This window comes from Virgibacillus salexigens (genome assembly GCF_014905415.1).
Taxonomy (GTDB): domain Bacteria; phylum Bacillota; class Bacilli; order Bacillales; family Amphibacillaceae; genus Virgibacillus; species Virgibacillus salexigens.
This window is the reverse complement of record NZ_BNEO01000001.1, coordinates 1,062,148-1,078,919: the sequence shown is the minus strand read 5'-3', so window position 1 is coordinate 1,078,919 and position 16,772 is coordinate 1,062,148. Positions and strand designations below refer to the sequence as shown.

The 16,772-nt window shown below is 37.7% G+C and carries 18 protein-coding genes; all 18 read left to right on the top strand.

Annotated elements, in window-relative coordinates; genetic code table 11:
• The first annotated feature begins 24 nt into the window (after positions 1 to 24).
• The 18 genes from glpX to wecB all read left to right on the top strand — a co-directional run bounded on the left by glpX (position 25) and on the right by wecB (position 16,521).
• Entirely contained in the window at positions 25 to 993 is a 969-nt protein-coding gene (gene glpX, locus JKP73_RS04845) for a class II fructose-bisphosphatase (RefSeq protein WP_021289845.1), read from the top strand.
• 471 nt (positions 994 to 1,464) lie between these two features.
• On the top strand, positions 1,465 to 2,745 hold the full coding sequence (rho, locus tag JKP73_RS04840) for a transcription termination factor Rho (protein ID WP_021289844.1): 1,281 nt from the start codon (positions 1,465 to 1,467) through the stop codon (positions 2,743 to 2,745).
• A 166-nt stretch (positions 2,746 to 2,911) separates the two neighbouring features.
• Complete coding sequence (locus tag JKP73_RS04835; RefSeq protein WP_021289843.1) at positions 2,912 to 3,157, top strand: type B 50S ribosomal protein L31; 246 nt, start codon at positions 2,912 to 2,914, stop codon at positions 3,155 to 3,157.
• A 246-nt stretch (positions 3,158 to 3,403) separates the two neighbouring features.
• Positions 3,404 to 4,024 carry a thymidine kinase gene (locus tag JKP73_RS04830; protein ID WP_021289842.1) on the top strand — a complete coding sequence of 207 codons (621 nt, stop codon included), beginning with the start codon at positions 3,404 to 3,406 and terminating at the stop codon, positions 4,022 to 4,024.
• A gap of 176 nt (positions 4,025 to 4,200) precedes the next feature.
• Complete coding sequence (prfA, locus tag JKP73_RS04825; RefSeq protein WP_021289841.1) at positions 4,201 to 5,271, top strand: peptide chain release factor 1; 1,071 nt, start codon at positions 4,201 to 4,203, stop codon at positions 5,269 to 5,271.
• Between the two features lies 1 nt (position 5,272).
• The gene (prmC, locus tag JKP73_RS04820) at positions 5,273 to 6,133 is read left to right on the top strand and encodes a peptide chain release factor N(5)-glutamine methyltransferase (RefSeq protein WP_200411083.1); all 861 of its coding nucleotides are present in this window, start codon (positions 5,273 to 5,275) and stop codon (positions 6,131 to 6,133) included.
• Between the two features lie 123 nt (positions 6,134 to 6,256).
• The gene (spoIIR, locus tag JKP73_RS04815; RefSeq protein WP_038242185.1) at positions 6,257 to 6,895 is read left to right on the top strand and encodes a stage II sporulation protein R; all 639 of its coding nucleotides are present in this window, start codon (positions 6,257 to 6,259) and stop codon (positions 6,893 to 6,895) included.
• Between the two features lie 69 nt (positions 6,896 to 6,964).
• Entirely contained in the window at positions 6,965 to 7,366 is a 402-nt protein-coding gene (locus JKP73_RS04810; RefSeq protein WP_021289838.1) for a GNAT family N-acetyltransferase, read from the top strand.
• A gap of 216 nt (positions 7,367 to 7,582) precedes the next feature.
• Complete coding sequence (locus JKP73_RS04805) at positions 7,583 to 8,611, top strand: L-threonylcarbamoyladenylate synthase (protein ID WP_021289837.1); 1,029 nt, start codon at positions 7,583 to 7,585, stop codon at positions 8,609 to 8,611.
• Positions 8,612 to 8,978: 367 nt separating this feature from the next.
• Entirely contained in the window at positions 8,979 to 9,530 is a 552-nt protein-coding gene (locus JKP73_RS04800; RefSeq protein ID WP_021289836.1) for a manganese efflux pump MntP, read from the top strand.
• Between the two features lie 233 nt (positions 9,531 to 9,763).
• Positions 9,764 to 10,117 (top strand): GNAT family N-acetyltransferase, encoded by a 354-nt coding sequence (locus JKP73_RS04795; protein WP_308436486.1) that lies wholly within the window; start codon positions 9,764 to 9,766, stop codon positions 10,115 to 10,117.
• A gap of 95 nt (positions 10,118 to 10,212) precedes the next feature.
• On the top strand, positions 10,213 to 10,818 hold the full coding sequence (locus JKP73_RS04790) for a low molecular weight protein arginine phosphatase (protein WP_021289834.1): 606 nt from the start codon (positions 10,213 to 10,215) through the stop codon (positions 10,816 to 10,818).
• Positions 10,819 to 10,833: 15 nt separating this feature from the next.
• Positions 10,834 to 12,129: a methyl-accepting chemotaxis protein gene (locus JKP73_RS04785; protein WP_160806824.1), complete on the top strand. Its 1,296-nt coding sequence runs from the start codon at positions 10,834 to 10,836 to the stop codon at positions 12,127 to 12,129.
• 25 nt (positions 12,130 to 12,154) lie between these two features.
• On the top strand, positions 12,155 to 12,595 hold the full coding sequence (rpiB, locus tag JKP73_RS04780) for a ribose 5-phosphate isomerase B (protein WP_021289832.1): 441 nt from the start codon (positions 12,155 to 12,157) through the stop codon (positions 12,593 to 12,595).
• 80 nt (positions 12,596 to 12,675) lie between these two features.
• The gene (locus tag JKP73_RS04775) at positions 12,676 to 13,224 is read left to right on the top strand and encodes a TIGR01440 family protein (protein ID WP_231378664.1); all 549 of its coding nucleotides are present in this window, start codon (positions 12,676 to 12,678) and stop codon (positions 13,222 to 13,224) included.
• Positions 13,225 to 13,269: 45 nt separating this feature from the next.
• Positions 13,270 to 14,514, top strand: coding sequence for a serine hydroxymethyltransferase (glyA, locus tag JKP73_RS04770; protein WP_038242189.1), 1,245 nt, complete (start codon positions 13,270 to 13,272; stop codon positions 14,512 to 14,514).
• A gap of 219 nt (positions 14,515 to 14,733) precedes the next feature.
• A complete protein-coding gene (gene upp, locus JKP73_RS04765) occupies positions 14,734 to 15,363 on the top strand; it encodes a uracil phosphoribosyltransferase (RefSeq protein WP_021289829.1) in 630 nt (209 codons plus the stop codon).
• A 42-nt stretch (positions 15,364 to 15,405) separates the two neighbouring features.
• Positions 15,406 to 16,521, top strand: a complete 1,116-nt coding sequence (gene wecB / locus JKP73_RS04760) for a non-hydrolyzing UDP-N-acetylglucosamine 2-epimerase (protein ID WP_200410955.1) — start codon at positions 15,406 to 15,408, stop codon at positions 16,519 to 16,521.
• Positions 16,522 to 16,772 lie beyond the last annotated feature (251 nt).

Sequence of the window (16,772 nt, the reverse complement as noted above, 5' to 3'; positions counted from 1 at the left end):
ATTTTACTAAAGGGAGAGATTATAATGGAAAGAAGCTTAACAATGGAATTAGTCAGGGTGACCGAAGCGGCCGCCTTAAAATCTGCCCGTTGGATGGGTAGAGGTAAAAAAGATGAGGCAGATGACGCAGCAACAACGGCTATGCGTGATGTGTTTGATACGATTCCAATGCAAGGTACCGTGGTAATAGGTGAAGGCGAAATGGATGAAGCACCAATGCTCTATATTGGTGAAAACCTTGGTACTGGCCATGGGCCAGGTGTCGATGTTGCCGTCGATCCTCTAGAAGGTACTAGTATCGTAGCAAATGGTTCATGGAATGCTCTAGCAGTTATTGCTATTGCGGATAAAGGAACGTTATTACATGCACCTGATATGTATATGCAAAAGATTGCTGTTGGTCCAGAGGCTGTTGGCAAAATTGATATTAATGCTTCTACGTTAGAGAACCTTCAAGCTGTAGCTAAAGCTAAAAATAAAGATGTAGAAGATGTTGTTGTAACCGTATTGGATCGACCTCGCCATAAAGAATTGATTGAGGAAATCCGCCAAGCAGGTGCACGAATTAAATTAATATCCAATGGGGATGTAGCCGGTGCGATTAATACTGCATTTGATGAAACAGGAGTAGACATCTTATTAGGAACTGGCGGTGCTCCAGAGGGAGTTATTGCAGCAGTAGCTTTGAAATGTTTAGGTGGTGAAATGCAAGGAAAGCTTGTTGCATCGAATAAAGAGGAAGAAGAACGTTGTAATAAGATGGGAATTGCTGACCTAAATAAAGTATTGATGATGGAAGATTTTTGTAGTGGAGATGACGCTATATTCGCTGCTACAGGAGTTACGGATGGCGAATTATTAAAAGGCGTTCAATTTAAAGGATCGAAAGCAAAAACAGAAACGATCGTAATGCGTGCGAAGAGTGGTACCGTCCGTTTCGTTGACGGGGCTCACAGCCTGCAGAAAAAACCAAATCTAGTAATCAAATCCTAATGTATGAATGGATTAAAAATTGGTTACAAATAGAAAGTAACAATACTTTCTTTTTCAGATCTAACGGAAAAGGGAGCCCGCGTTAAGTGGCTTCCTTTTCTATTCATTTGACATCTTCAGGACCAACACCTCAATTTTCAAGAATTTCTTAGATAATTATAATTATAGTGTTGAATATTATGTATCAAAAGAGTATTATGGTATATGTTTAATACATGATTATTTTGCTGACTTCTAATCTAGCTTCTACCTTTTCTTCATTTCTACAAGGATAAACCTTCCAAAAGGAGTAAAAAATCTCTGGACTCTTATTGAAATGGGTTTTGCAATTATATTTTTTATTATTAAATGAATGTTTGTAAGGAAGGTAACGTAAATAACTATAATAATGTGTCATACAACTCTTTAGCTTTTTTACTGGTTTTTAAAAACAATTTTACGTTTTAAATATGAATAGGCGTGGTGATTTTTATGGCAGAATTAACTATCTCCCATCTGGAGACGTTAACACTAAAAGAAATTTATGCGTTAGCTCGAGAATATAAAGTTTCTTACTATGCAAAGCTAACGAAAAAAGAACTTATTTTTGCAATTTTAAAAGGACAAGCTGAAAAAGATGGTTATTTATTTATGGATGGGATATTAGAGATCATTCCTTCCGAGGGGTTTGGTTTTTTAAGACCAATAAATTATTCGCCTAGTGCAGAAGACATTTATATTTCTGCATCTCAGATTCGCCGTTTTGACTTACGGAATGGGGACAAGGTATCTGGGAAAGTTCGCCCTCCAAAAGAAAATGAAAGATATTATGGGCTATTACATGTTGATGCTGTAAATGGCGATGATCCTGAAACAGCAAAAGAGCGTGTTCATTTTCCTGCATTAACAGCGTTGTATCCGGATCGCTTAATGAAATTAGAAACAAAAACAAATAAATTATCTACACGAATTATTGATTTAATGACACCCGTAGGTTATGGGCAGCGTGGATTAATAGTAGCACCGCCAAAAGCAGGTAAAACCATTCTATTAAAAGAAATTGCTAATAGTATTTCGGAGAACCACCCGAATGCAAAATTGATTATATTGCTAGTAGATGAACGACCTGAAGAAGTAACGGATATCGAACGTTCTGTTCACCCAGATGTGGATGTAGTAAGCTCTACATTCGATGAAGTACCAGAAAGTCACATTAAAGTTTCGGAGTTAGTATTAGAGCGTGCAATGCGATTAGTAGAGCACAAGCGTGATGTGATCGTTTTGATGGATAGTATTACAAGACTGGCAAGAGCATACAATCTGGTCATTCCACCAAGTGGTCGTACCTTGTCTGGAGGGATCGATCCAGCAGCATTCCATCGTCCAAAACGATTCTTTGGTGCAGCCCGAAACATCGAAGAAGGCGGTAGCTTCACTATACTTGCAACAGCGCTAGTAGATACCGGTTCGCGTATGGATGACGTGATTTATGAAGAATTTAAGGGAACAGGAAACATGGAATTGCACTTAGATCGTAACTTGGCACAACGTCGTATTTTCCCTGCTATTGATATTCTACGATCTGGAACAAGAAAAGAAGAGCTTCTTGTAGAAAAATCACATCTTGACAAAATGTGGGCTATCCGTAAAACCATGCAAGACTCAAATGATTTTCTTGAACGCTTCTTGAGAAGACTTAAGTCCTCAGAGACCAATGATGATTTCTTCCAATTAATGGATGAAGAAATGAAGCGACGTGGCACCAAACGTTAATCAATGCTTGTTCTGTATAAGATATTATTTAAGTCAAGACTATTGCATTCAGTATAGCATACTGTTATAATCTTTTTATGTGAGTTTAGATAAGGTTTACTACCTATGACGGCTCTTACAATAACTCTGTTTCCAAAGGATTCAGGGCAAAAAGGAGTGGAATGACATGAAAAAGGATATTCATCCAGAGTACAGAAAAGTAGTATTTTTAGATACTAGCTCTGATTTCAAATTTTTGAGTGGCTCAACGAAATCATCTGAAGAGACGATCGAATGGGAAGATGGTAACACATACCCGTTAATCCGTGTTGAGATTAGCTCAGATTCACATCCTTTCTACACAGGTAAACAAAAAGCTGACAAAGTTGGCGGACGTGTAGACCGATTCAAGAAGAAATATAATATGAAATAAACAACTGAAGCAACTGCATCGTTGCCGAGGTTAATTTCTAGAAAACGTTGAGAATAATCTCAAGGTTAATCATTGAGTATAACTGTAAAAACAGGCAAAACGTCTAATTTTGCCTGTTTTTTTACTTTTACTATTGATAAAATAAAAATTCTTGGACAACTTAGACGTGATACGATCTAAGTTTTACAATAAATGTATAGGTTAGACGAATATAATACATAGAATGAGAAAGAGAGGGTACGAATCATGTATGTGATGAAACAGAGCGGCTGGGTAGAGGTAATCTGCGGGAGTATGTTTTCAGGTAAATCAGAAGAACTAATCCGTCGTGTACGTCGTGCTACGTACGCAAATTTATCTGTACGTGTGTTTAAACCAGCAATTGACAATCGTTACGAGGAAGAAGCAGTTGTTTCACATAACGGTACTTCGATCATTGCTCGACCTGTAAAAAGTTCGGACGAACTATTAGAGCATATAGATGAGAAGGTCGACATTATAGGGATTGATGAAGTTCAATTTTTTGATGAAAATATTGTTGAGACAGCTGAGGAATTAGCTAACCGTGGGATTCGCGTAATTATCGCTGGATTAGATACTGATTTTCGTGGGGAACCATTTGGGCCAATGCCTAAGTTAATGGCACTAAGTGAATCAGTAACTAAATTAAATGCGATATGCCCAATATGTGGATCACCAGCAAGCAGAACGCAGCGTTTAATTAATGATAAACCCGCTTCATACGATGATCCAGTGATTCTTGTAGGAGCATCAGAATCGTATGAACCAAGATGCCGCCATCACCATGAAGTTCCCAATAAGCCAAATAATACTATTTTAAATAGTTTGTCAAAGTTATCTAAATAATAGGCGTCCATAGACGTCTTTTTTCCTATTTGAAGCAATTAACAATAGTATTTGTTCTAGGCAAAGGTATTTATCCACAAGCATCGACCAATATATAAAAGAAAAGCAGGAATAATTTTGACCTCTCATCAGGAGTATACTATAATTATACTGTTAATCAGAAAGAGGTGACCGTGATGCTAGAACGTTTACAATCTTTAGAAGATCGTTATGATAAATTAAATGAAATGCTAAGTGATCCGGAAATAGTAAATGATTCAACAAAACTCCGTGAATATTCTAAAGAACAAGCAGGACTAGAAGATGTTGTTCAAGCATACCGTGAATATAAAGATGTAACATCTCAGTTAAAAGATGCGAAAGAAATGTTAGAAGATAATTTAGATGAAGAGATGCATGAGATGGTAAAATTAGAAATCTCTGAGCTTAATGAAAATAAAACCGATCTAGAGGAAAAAATGAAAATCCTTCTACTCCCCAAAGATCCTAATGATGATAAGAACGTGTTTATGGAAATTCGCGGTGCAGCTGGCGGAGATGAGGCTGCTTTATTTGCTGGCGATTTATATCGAATGTATTCTCGCTATGCAGAGCAATATGGTTGGAAAATTGATGTTATGGAAGCAAGTACTACTGGTGTAGGTGGTTATAAAGAGATTATCTTTATGATTAATGGAAAAGGAGCCTATTCACGACTAAAATATGAGAACGGTGCGCATCGTGTTCAACGAGTACCTGAAACAGAATCTGGTGGCCGTATACACACATCAACTGCCACTGTGGCTGTTCTTCCTGAAGCAGAAGAAGTCGAAGTTGATATCCATGAAAAAGATATAAGGGTGGACACATTTGCATCTAGTGGTCCAGGAGGGCAAAGTGTTAACACGACAATGTCGGCTGTCCGTTTAACGCATGAACCTACAGGGGTAGTTGTTTCTATACAAGATGAAAAATCACAAATAAAAAACAAAGAAAAAGCAATGAAAGTATTGCGTGCACGAATTTATGATATGTACCAGCGTGAGGCACAGGCAGAATATGATGAAACTCGAAAATCTGCTGTTGGTACGGGAGATCGTTCAGAGCGAATTCGTACTTATAATTTTCCGCAAAATCGTGTGACAGATCACCGAATTGGTTTAACGATACAGAAGTTAGATCAAATACTGCAAGGAAAATTGGATGAGTTTATTGAAGCTTTATTATTAGAAGAACAAACGAAAAAATTAGAACAAATTGGTGAATAAAATGAAGGCAATGAAGCAATATGAAGTCCTAAATTGGGCTTCTCTTTTTTTAGAACAGCATCATCGGGAACAAAGAGTAGCTGAACTTCTCCTGCAATATCATTTAAATGTGTCGTCATCGAGGTTTTATACCATGATGAGAGATTGGATTCCAGAAGATGTGTTAGTTAAGTATGTAGAGGATATTAAACAACATGCTACTATTGGTATTCCTATACAACATCTAATGGGATATGCGTATTTTTATGGACGTAAATTCTATGTTACTAATCATGTGCTTATCCCCAGACCAGAAACGGAAGAACTCGTTTATCATAGTATTTCATCCACAGAGGGTAAATCTGTGGATAAGTTACCAGTAATTGTTGATGCTGGAACTGGAAGTGGTGTCATTGCCATTACACTTGCGTTAGAGCTAGCAGATGCTAAGATCCATGCGACTGATTTATCAAAAGAAGCGCTAAAAGTAGCGAAAAAGAATGCAGATGATCATCAAGCAGCTATCCATTTTCATGATGGGGATTTTCTACAGCCTTTGATTGATCAACAAATTCATGTTGATATGATTGTCTCTAATCCTCCTTATATTTCGATAAAAGAGAAGATGGAGCTTGCTGATACAGTAAGGGATTTTGATCCTGAGCTCGCCTTATTTGCAGAGGATGAGGGACTCGCTGCCTATATCAAACTGATTGATCAATCAAAGCAGGTGCTATGTAAACGCGGAACAATTGTTTTTGAAATTGGTCATCAACAAGGACCTCAAGTTTTGAAGCTTCTAAAAGAAAGTTATCCACATAGTGATGTTGCAATTATAAAAGATATTAATGGAAAAGATCGAATCGTAACAGCGCAGCTTTAGAATCTCGCAGAATAGAGCTTAAGAACTTTTGTCACGATTCTCTTAAAATAATTTATAGAATACTAGTTTAAAATTATCTTCTTCCGAGCATACTGTTTTTTATAGTAAGGGAGGAAATAGGTAATGAAGAAACTAGTATTTTTTGTTTTTATTATTTTCATATTATTATTAAGTATTCCAACGCACATTATTGGAAAACACCCTGAACAATCAAGCCAGAATCAGGAGTATCAAGTGATACCAGATGAGGCAATTCGATTGCGGATTTTGGCAAACAGTGATCAGCAAGAGGATCAGCAATTGAAACGGTTAGTTCGTGATCGTGTAAACGAAAAAATAACGAAATGGGTTGAAGATATTACAGATATTAAGGAAGCTCGCCGATTGATAGAAAAGCGGATTCCAGAAATTAACCAAACAGTTGCGGAGGTTATAAAGGAATCAGGCGAAGAAAATGATTATAAAGTGGAATATGGGAAAAATATAAGTTTTCCTGCTAAGATATATGGATCTTACATCTACCCAGCAGGCGAATATGAAGCTGTATTAATCACTATTGGTGAGGGAAAAGGTGCGAACTGGTGGTGTGTTCTTTTTCCACCATTATGTTTTCTAGATTTCTCTAATGGTACAAGTGCGGTGGCTGCGGAATCAGAAGAAAATGAATCAAAAGAAGCGGATTCTAAAGAACATAAGGAAGCGGAGGAAACAAAGGATGCAGAGGTGAAATTTTTTCTATTTGAATGGCTAGGATTGTCATAGTTTTAGTGAAACGTGCATAAGATAAGGTAAAAGGTTGAAAACTATTAAATCAAATAGAGAGGTGAAAGTATGAATTTAATTCCGGCGGATAAAGCAGAAGAGGGAAAAATAGATAAGTTTTTAGAAAATAACCCTAATGTAAAAAGACAGAGTTTGTTGTGTAAGGGCTATGTAGTCGAATTAAAAGGACAAATAGAGGGATGTTTTATTCTTGAAGAAATGGAAGAAGGAACATATTGGCTTAAGCAGTTATATATTACTCAATCAGAAGCAGCTATACTTCCAGTATTATTAGAAGCAATTTTAATGATGGCAAAACAGCAGCATGCACAGCGTGTCTATGTGCATAGTCATCAGCCTGTCGTTGATATATTATTGGAAGCGTTGCAATTTCATCCACAAAAAGAAAGGGTTTTCGTGGATAAATATGATAAAAGTGAAGGAAATTGGTGGTTATATCACGTATCATAAGCATGATTCACAAAAAATCCACAGTTTCTGTTGATAATTAACTGTGAAGCTGTGGATTACTGTGTATAAAAAGATATAAACAACAAAAAATCCTCTTTATACGTATTTATATATGTGGATAACTTTTGAATCTATTCTGTGTATAACTTGGTAGATGAATGATTGCGAAAACATCCTCTATCTACTAAAATAAAAAGGTAGAAAAGAGGTAGCATGATGGAAACAAACTATTGGAAACTTACAAATAATCAACTTAAAGATTGTGAAGCAATTGATGAAGCTGCAACCATGCTTATCAATGGAGAAGTAGTTGCTTTTCCAACAGAAACGGTTTATGGACTCGGTGCAAATGCTACCGATCATGACGCAGTTAATAAGATATTTCAAGCAAAAGGGCGTCCACAAGACAATCCGTTAATTGCTCATGTTTCAGATCGTGTTCAGATGGAAAAACTCGTTGGACCATGGCCAGGCTATGTGGATAACTTAATTGAAGCTTTTACTCCAGGTCCATTGACATTTGTTTTGCCCAGTAATGGCATCTGTGCCACAAATGTGACTGCAGGATTATCCACAATTGGAGTTCGTATTCCGAGTCATCCTGTTGCACAACAATTACTAAAGGCGTGTCAGTTACCTATTGCAGCTCCTAGTGCAAATTTATCTGGAAAACCTAGCCCTACAACAGCAAACCATGTCTTTGCAGATTTAAATGGTAGGATTTCTGGGATTGTGGATGGAGGGCCAACAGGTGTTGGACTTGAATCTACAGTTATCGATTGTACACAAGAGATTCCAGTTATTTTACGTCCTGGGGGCATTACCCAAGAGCAAATTGAAAAAGTTACTGGGGTTGTTATGACAGATCCAGCTTTAGCAAACCAATCAGACAAACCGAAGTCACCAGGAATGAAGTATCGTCATTATTCACCAGAAGTTCCTTTGTGGATTATCGATGGTTCCTTGAAAAGAATGCAGCAAGAAATTACAGGACAAAAGGAAACCGGAAATCGTGTAGGACTTATAGCTAGTAATCACATTGTTGATAAACTGGTAGCAGATGAAGCGATCGCTTTAGGAGAAAATCTGAGTGAGATCGCAGCGAATTTATACCATGCATTACGGACCTTCAAACAAAGTAATGTGGATATTATTATATGTGAAGCTTTTCCGGAAAAGGGCATTGGTCAAGCGGTGATGAATCGGTTGAAAAAGGCTGCAAGTAACTATATATATAGGGATTAAAGCTTGAGTTGTTTTCCTTAAGAAAATGGAATATAACTCTCTGCAAAATAACATGTTTGAAAACGAAAAGACGCTCCTCCTCTATCAAGATAGGCGAAAGAGTGTCTTTTTTAATGAGCAAACAACATGGGAATGGGGGCGACAAGGCTGAATACCTCTCAGTATGGAAATCTTAATTCTATAATGTACGAACTTACAACTACGATATCTATAAGAGGGGCCATTATTCGTATATAGCCTTAGTCGACATAATTGTCCTCCCAAAAAATGAATCGAGATCGTACGCCAGATGGATAAGATCTTTTGAGAATCATAATTTCTTTTGGACGTGCATATAGTTTATAAGCATGTCCAAGGGGGATTATGGATGTCAGGATATATTGGCGAATTTACAGCACTATTATTTTTATCATTGGCATTAGGATTAGATGCTTTTTCCGTAAGCCTTGGGCTAGGAATGCAGCGTTTACGACTAAAACGTGTTGCATTAATTGGTCTTGTTATAGGCGTATTTCACCTTCTGATGCCCTTTATCGGAATTGTATTGGGACAATTGATATCTTCCCAAATTGGCCATTTAACAACATTAGCAGGTGGGTTGTTACTTGTTGGTATTGGTTGTCAAATGGTATTTTCCTCTTTTAACCACCAAGCAAAAAAAATCATCCAACCAATCGGAGTAGGGATGTTTTTACTAGCCTTTGGGTTGAGTATCGATAGTTTTTCGGTAGGTTTAAGTCTTGGCATGTCAGGAGTAAAGACGTTAGTAGCGCTCTTACTATTTGGTGTGATGAGCACCATTCTCTCCTGGGTTGGCATGTTCTTGGGACGAAAAGTTCGTGGGTTTTTAGGTGTGTATAGTGAGATTTTAGGGGGAAGTATTCTAGTGGCATTCGGTCTACGGTTAGTATTTGGATAACGATAAGAGAAAGTTATCAGTAGAAATAATAACCTCGTATTATTCATTTGAGTTGTATTTATGTAAACTGATAATAGTTGTAAATGGTACTGGAAAGAGGGAGAATATGAAGGATATTCTAAGCTATCGATGCGCTGATCAACAAGATCTTCCAGCTATAGTAAAAATTACTTGCAGATGACCCGTTAGGAAAACATAGAGAAAATGAGGTAAATCAGCTTCCGGGTTCATATATAGAAGCATTTCAAGCAATTGCAGCAGATCCTAATAATCAATTACTAGTAGCGGTTATTCGTAATCAAATTGTTGGGGTTTTACAATTGACTTTTACTCCGTACCTAACGTACCAGGGGTCGTGGCGAGCTACCATAGAAGGAGTTCGAACGAGTTCAATGGTTAGGGGAAAAGGAATTGGTAGTTATTTAATATGTCAGGCGATAAAATTAGCTAAGGAAAAAGGATGCCATGTTGTTCAATTAACTACGGATAAACGTAGACTATTGGCTAACGCTTTTTATCAGAAACTTGGATTTAGGAATACGCATGATGGAATGAAACTTCATCTTGTATCGGCCTCGTTCAACTAAGAACGAGGTTCTTTTAATAGGAATAAAATGTGGTGGTTTAACTGAAGCAGAATATGATATATTGGAAGTAGCGTTTAGTATCGGAGGTTCCCTATATGAGAATTTTATTTATCTGTACTGGAAATACGTGTCGAAGCCCAATGGCGGAAGCACTAGTGAAAGACAAAATCCCCGAAGTAGAAGTGCAGTCTGCCGGTATTTTTGCAGTAAATGGTCAACAAGCAAGTCCAAAAGCAATGGAAGCTTTGAAACAAAAACAAATCGATATGAACCATTCTTCTCAGCCTATAACCACAAAACTATTAAATTGGGCAGATGTCGTCTTAACAATGACAACCCAACATAAACAGTCGCTAATTATGGAGTACCCTAACTTTCAAGATAAATATTATACGTTAAAAGAATATGTTTCCGAAGCCGATAAAGAAATATGGGGAAAATTAAAAAAGTTATATGCAGCGTACGAGGAAAAAAGGTCATTATTTATTCAGGAAAACCAACATAAATTGGATAATTCTTTACTCGCAAAAAAGATACAAGATCATTTAGCGCATGATATTGAACAAATTCGTAGACTAGAAGCAAATTTAATCAATTATGATATCTCAGATCCATTTGGTGGAGATATGCAAATTTATCAGGAAACGCTGAATGAATTGGAAGAAAATATTGACCTGCTGCAAAAGAAATTAAATTATTAGGCAGGGGAACAGAGAATGGAGAAGAAGAAATATCGATTTAGTTTACGTTTGAAATTAGTTTTATTCACTACCTTATTAGCACTAGTTACATATTCCGTAAGTGCTATATTTCTTTACTACATCTATGATTATGTACAAGGATTTTGGGGGATTTCCGAACAACTATTTACAATAAGTACTTTAATTCTTGGTATTTTATGGTCAGGAATTTTAGCGTTTTTTGCTGCACATGTTATTACCAAACCACTATCTAAGCTTGAACACGCTGCTGGCGAAGCTGCAAAAGGAAATTTAAATCAACACATTGAGATTTCTAAATCTGATGATGAAGTTAGGGCACTTGGAATTTCTTTTGATAAAATGCTTAAAAATTTGGCGAATATCGTACATAATATAGATAGGCATTTTGAAAGTACGAATACATCAGTAATTCAAATTAAAGGAGCCTCTAATCAAGTTTCGGAGCATTCATCTTTTATTCAAACTTCAATTGATGATATTTCTAAAGGCGCTGAAAGCTCAGCAGAGGCAATTCAACAGACAGTAGAATCTGTGGAGTTAGCTACCGAATTAGCCCAAAAAGTTCAAGGAAAGGCAGCTCAGTCAAAGGATAAATCGGATGAAATGCTTCTTATTCTGCAACAGGGGAAACAGTCTGTTAATCGATTAGTAGACGGAATTCAAAAGTTGGCAAATGAACAAGAGCTATCCTTACAAGATGTTGCCCATTTAAAGCAGAATGCATTGCAGGTCGAGACGATTATTACCTTGGTCGGTGATATAGCGGATCAAACGAATTTGTTAGCCTTGAATGCCTCAATAGAAGCTGCACGTGCTGGAGAATATGGGAAGGGGTTTGCAGTAGTTGCTGATGAAATAAGAAAGTTGGCAGATCAAAGTGCTCAAGCTGTGCAAAGAATATCTGGCTTAATTACTGTAATCCAAGAAGATGTTTCAGCTGTCGTTGATAAGTTGAATGAAAATGTATCTTATGCCATAAAGGAAGCGAAATATGGGGAAACAGTGAACATGTCGATTACCAACATGTCTAAATCTGTGGAAGATGTTGCAGCAGAAATAGGGGGAATATCAGGTTTAGTAGACAGCCAGTTACTTTCAATTCAAAATACAGTAAGGCAATCTCAGGAGGTAGCTGCGATTGCTGAAGAAACATTTGCTGGAGCTGAGGAAGTAAATGCAGCTATCCATGAACAAGCAAGTACGATTGAACAGGTGGATAGTCTGGCATATGAATTAGAAGAACAAACGAATGATTTAAAACAGCAAATTCATAAGTTCAATGTTAATTAGCTTAGTTAGAAAGGAGTGCGCTTAGATGAAGGTAATTATTACCGCAGACCATGCAGGAATGACGATACGAAACGAAGTGAAAGATTTACTGGAAGAGATGGAGATTGAATTCGAAGATGTTGGCTGTAGCTGTGAATCTTCTGTTGATTATCCTGATTATGCATTGCCTGCAGCAGAGCGTATTGCTAATGGGGAGTTTGATAGAGGTATTTTTATATGTGGTACAGGAATTGGTATGTCCATTGCAGCTAATAAAGTGAAAGGGATACGATGTGCATTAACACATGATGTTTATAGTGCTAAATTGACTCGTCAACATAATAACTCAAATGTTATAGCCTTGGGAGAAAGAGTAATTGGACCAGGGCTGGCACGTGAGATAGCTAAAGTATGGTTAGAGACAGAATTTGATGGAGGGCGTCACGCAAACCGTATTGATAAGATTAAGACGTATGAGGAAAAGTAGAGAATAAACTACGTTCTGATCTAATTTAGGATGGCAGGTGATCAAAAATGACCCAACTGCTCGATCGTATCAGGCAAGAAATGAAAATACTACAGTCAGAATGGGACCGATCTGGGCATCTGCACGACGGGGAATTGTTTGTATTAGGCTGTTCAACAAGTGAAATAAGTGGGAATCGAATAGGCACACTTGGAAGTGAAGAAATTGCTGCTGTGATCTTTGAACAATTACTTAAACTTCGTGAGCAAACGGGTGTCCATCTAGTTTTTCAATGTTGCGAGCATTTAAATCGTGCGCTTGTTGTGGAAAGGGAAACGATGAATCGCTATCAGTTGCAAGAAGTTTCCGTTATACCAGTACCAAAAGCGGGAGGTTCAATGGCCTCTTTTGCTTTTAAACATCTGAAAAATCCTGTTGTGGTGGAGACTATTTCTGCGCATGCTGGGATGGATATAGGAGAAACCATGATAGGGATGCATTTGAAATCGGTAGCTGTCCCACTTCGTTTTCAACAAAGAAACCTGGGAGGTGCTCGTGTTAATGCGGCATTCACGCGTCCAAAACGTATTGGTGGGCATCGTGCCAAATATCCCGATACAAATTCAACTGTAACAGAAAGCTGTAAATAATTTGCTTACAACTTAAGTAGTATAAAATACATAGGAGGGGTTACGATGGAACATGTAAAACAAACCGACGTTGAATTATTTGAAGCTATGGAAGCAGAAAAGAAAAGACAGCAGGATAAAATTGAGCTTATTGCGTCTGAAAATTTTGTCTCGGAAGCAGTTATGGAAGCAATGGGTTCAGTATTAACTAATAAATACGCTGAGGGATATCCTGGAAAACGGTATTATGGTGGGTGTGAACATGTAGATGTAGTTGAAAACCTAGCAAGAGATCGTGCTAAACAATTATTTGGTGCTGATCATGCAAACGTACAACCGCATTCTGGGGCTCAAGCAAATATGGCAGTTTACTTTACTGTATTAGAGCCAGGAGATACAGTGTTGGGGATGAATTTAAATCATGGAGGTCATTTAACCCATGGTAGTCCAGTCAACTTTAGTGGAACACTCTATAATTTTGTTGAATATGGTGTAGACGAAAAGACCGAACAATTAGATTACAATGCTGTTCTGCGCAAAGCTCAAGAGGTTCAACCGAAACTAATTGTGGCGGGGGCGAGTGCTTATTCTCGGATGATCGATTTTGCTAAATTTCGAGATATAGCAGATAATGTAGGGGCATATTTAATGGTCGACATGGCTCATATTGCAGGTTTAGTAGCATCTGGTCTTCATCCAAATCCAGTACCATATGCTGACTTTGTAACTACAACAACTCACAAAACATTGCGTGGCCCACGTGGTGGAATGATTCTATGTAAAGAAGAATTTGCCAAAAAGATTGATAAAACGGTTTTTCCTGGAATGCAGGGTGGACCTTTAATGCATATTATTGCTGCAAAAGCAGTTTCATTTAAAGAAGCTTTATCAGATTCATTTAAAACATATAGTAAACAAATTATAGAGAATGCAACCATGCTGGGGCAAGCGCTACAAGAAGAAGGAATTCGAATTGTATCTGGTGGCACAGACAACCACTTGCTATTATTGGATGTTACGCCATTAGGTTTAACCGGGAAAGTTTCAGAAAAGGTTTTAGACGATATTGGGATTACTGCAAATAAAAATACCATTCCTTTCGATAAAGAAAGTCCGTTTGTAACAAGTGGTGTTCGAATTGGAACCGCAGCCGTCACCTCTCGTGGGTTCGGTAAAGAAGAAATGAAAGAGATAGCAGCAATTATTGCACTCACACTGAAAAATCATGAAGATGAAAATGTGTTAAAGACAGCAGAACAACGTGTAAAAGATTTAACCGAAAGATTTCCATTGTATACCGTGTATGCATAATTGTTAGAGATGCCCTTTTAGGGCATCTCTTTGCTTTGGGTTAGTAAATATAGGTAATGAAATTGGGCAGTTAATCTCTATAAATCGTTCATGTTAACGTATTGTTTACAAACCTGTAAGCGATTTGCAATCTGTAAATGTTCCTGCACAGGTTGAAAGCTCGTCTAATTTTGAGTACAATTTTAAAGATGCAACTAATAAAAAGGAGTGAACGGCAAAATGGGACAGGTTTTCGTATTGGATCATCCATTAATACAACATAAATTAACGTACATAAGAGATAAGCATACAGGAACGAAAGAATTTCGTGAATTAGTAGACGAAGTAGCGATGCTTATGGCCTTTGAAATTACCAGAAACTTACCGCTGCAACCAAAAACAATTGAAACACCAGTTGTGGAGACAGAATCAAGTGTTTTAGCAGGTAAAAAAATTGGATTGGTTCCTATTCTTCGTGCTGGGTTAGGTATGGTAGACGGTATGTTAAAACTAATTCCAGCTGCAAAAGTAGGGCATGTTGGCTTATACCGCGATCCTAAAACGTTACAGCCTGTGGAGTACTACATTAAATTACCTTCCGATATTGAGGAACGAGAATTAATCGTTATCGACCCAATGTTAGCAACTGGTGGATCAGCAAATGATGCGATTCATTCATTAAAAAAACGAGGTGCTCAGAATATACGATTAATGTGCCTCATTGCAGCTCCAGAAGGGGTAGAAGTTATTAAAAAAGACCATCCCGATGTTGATATCTATTTAGGTGCTTTAGATGAAAAGTTAGACGAAAAAGGCTATATTATCCCAGGCCTAGGGGACGCAGGTGACCGATTGTTTGGTACGAAATAAATAGAGAGATTCGATAATGAATAGTCTTTGGAGTGAGAGATAATGACAAACCGGATTAAAGTAATGACTATATTTGGAACAAGGCCGGAAGCTATAAAAATGGCCCCACTCGTACTGGAACTAAATAAACGTAAGGATCAGTTTGAATCGATTGTTACGGTAACCGCACAGCATAGGGAAATGTTAGATCAAGTGCTAGATATTTTTGCTATCACCCCTGATTACGACTTGAACATTATGAAGAAGCAGCAAACATTAGCACAGATTACAACGCGTGCTTTAGAAGGATTAGATGAGGTTATGAAAGAAACAAAGCCGGATGTTGTACTTGTTCATGGCGATACAACAACAACATTTGCCGCTTCGCTTGCTGCATATTACAATCAAATTGCGGTTGGACATGTGGAGGCAGGCCTTAGAACATGGAATAAATACTCTCCTTATCCGGAAGAGCTTAATCGCCAGCTTACCGGGGTAATGGCGGACTTGCATTTTTCTCCAACAGAGAAATCCAAGCAGAATCTTATCCAAGAAAATAAACCTAAAGAGCATATTGTGGTTACAGGAAATACAGCCATTGACGCATTAAAAACAACGGTGGATCAATCGTATCAGCATCCTATTTTAGATGAACTAGGAGACAAGCGTCTTGTATTGATGACCGCTCATCGTAGAGAAAATCTAGGGAATAATATGAAGCAAATGTTTCGAGCGATTAAGCGTCTAGTAGAAACCCATGATGATATACATGTTGTTTATCCAGTTCACTTAAATCCTGTAGTACAGGAAACAGCAAATGATATTTTGGGTAATGATGAGCGTATTCAACTTATTAAACCATTAGGTGTAGTTGATTTTCATAATTTTGCAGCGCGTTCCCATTTAATTTTGACTGATTCAGGTGGTGTACAAGAGGAGGCTCCTTCATTAGGCGTACCTGTGCTTGTTCTTAGGGATACGACAGAACGGCCGGAAGGAATTGATGCTGGAACCTTAAAATTAGCTGGAACGGATGAAGGTACGATATACCAATTAGCTCATCAGCTTTTATCTGATCAACAGGCATATGATGACATGGCGAAAGCTGCAAATCCATATGGGGACGGTGAAGCATCTCGTCGCATTACTGATGCCATCCTAGATTATTTTAGTACATGATAATGGAATCAGGCGAGATAAAGCATTTTTAGACACAGATATTCCGAATTACTATCCGAGTATAAAAAGTTACATCCGGATGGTAGTTCGGATTTTTTGTTTTGCTTTTATAATGTGATTACCACGGTGATCATAACAGCTGAAAATAGGTCTGACTCCAATGGAACAGGGCGTGTCCGAAAACCTATTAAGGCAATAATATTTGCTCTCATCTACAAGCATGAGCTAATTTAGTTACCATTAATCAACGA

Excerpts from the sequence above, each read along its gene's own strand:
- spoIIR (WP_038242185.1), top strand. The coding sequence starts at position 6,257 with ATGAAGAAACTAGTATTTTTTGTTTTTATTATTTTCATATTATTATTA.
- wecB (WP_200410955.1), top strand. The coding sequence starts at position 15,406 with ATGACAAACCGGATTAAAGTAATGACTATATTTGGAACAAGGCCGGAA.
- JKP73_RS04835 (WP_021289843.1), top strand. The coding sequence starts at position 2,912 with ATGAAAAAGGATATTCATCCAGAGTACAGAAAAGTAGTATTTTTAGAT.
- JKP73_RS04810 (WP_021289838.1), top strand. The coding sequence starts at position 6,965 with ATGAATTTAATTCCGGCGGATAAAGCAGAAGAGGGAAAAATAGATAAG.
- prfA (WP_021289841.1), top strand. The coding sequence starts at position 4,201 with ATGCTAGAACGTTTACAATCTTTAGAAGATCGTTATGATAAATTAAAT.
- JKP73_RS04800 (WP_021289836.1), top strand. The coding sequence starts at position 8,979 with ATGTCAGGATATATTGGCGAATTTACAGCACTATTATTTTTATCATTG.
- JKP73_RS04790 (WP_021289834.1), top strand. The coding sequence starts at position 10,213 with ATGAGAATTTTATTTATCTGTACTGGAAATACGTGTCGAAGCCCAATG.
- prmC (WP_200411083.1), top strand. The coding sequence starts at position 5,273 with ATGAAGGCAATGAAGCAATATGAAGTCCTAAATTGGGCTTCTCTTTTT.
- rho (WP_021289844.1), top strand. The coding sequence starts at position 1,465 with ATGGCAGAATTAACTATCTCCCATCTGGAGACGTTAACACTAAAAGAA.
- glyA (WP_038242189.1), top strand. The coding sequence starts at position 13,270 with ATGGAACATGTAAAACAAACCGACGTTGAATTATTTGAAGCTATGGAA.
- JKP73_RS04785 (WP_160806824.1), top strand. The coding sequence starts at position 10,834 with ATGGAGAAGAAGAAATATCGATTTAGTTTACGTTTGAAATTAGTTTTA.
- JKP73_RS04775 (WP_231378664.1), top strand. The coding sequence starts at position 12,676 with ATGAAAATACTACAGTCAGAATGGGACCGATCTGGGCATCTGCACGAC.
- JKP73_RS04830 (WP_021289842.1), top strand. The coding sequence starts at position 3,404 with ATGTATGTGATGAAACAGAGCGGCTGGGTAGAGGTAATCTGCGGGAGT.
- upp (WP_021289829.1), top strand. The coding sequence starts at position 14,734 with ATGGGACAGGTTTTCGTATTGGATCATCCATTAATACAACATAAATTA.
- rpiB (WP_021289832.1), top strand. The coding sequence starts at position 12,155 with ATGAAGGTAATTATTACCGCAGACCATGCAGGAATGACGATACGAAAC.
- JKP73_RS04805 (WP_021289837.1), top strand. The coding sequence starts at position 7,583 with ATGGAAACAAACTATTGGAAACTTACAAATAATCAACTTAAAGATTGT.
- glpX (WP_021289845.1), top strand. The coding sequence starts at position 25 with ATGGAAAGAAGCTTAACAATGGAATTAGTCAGGGTGACCGAAGCGGCC.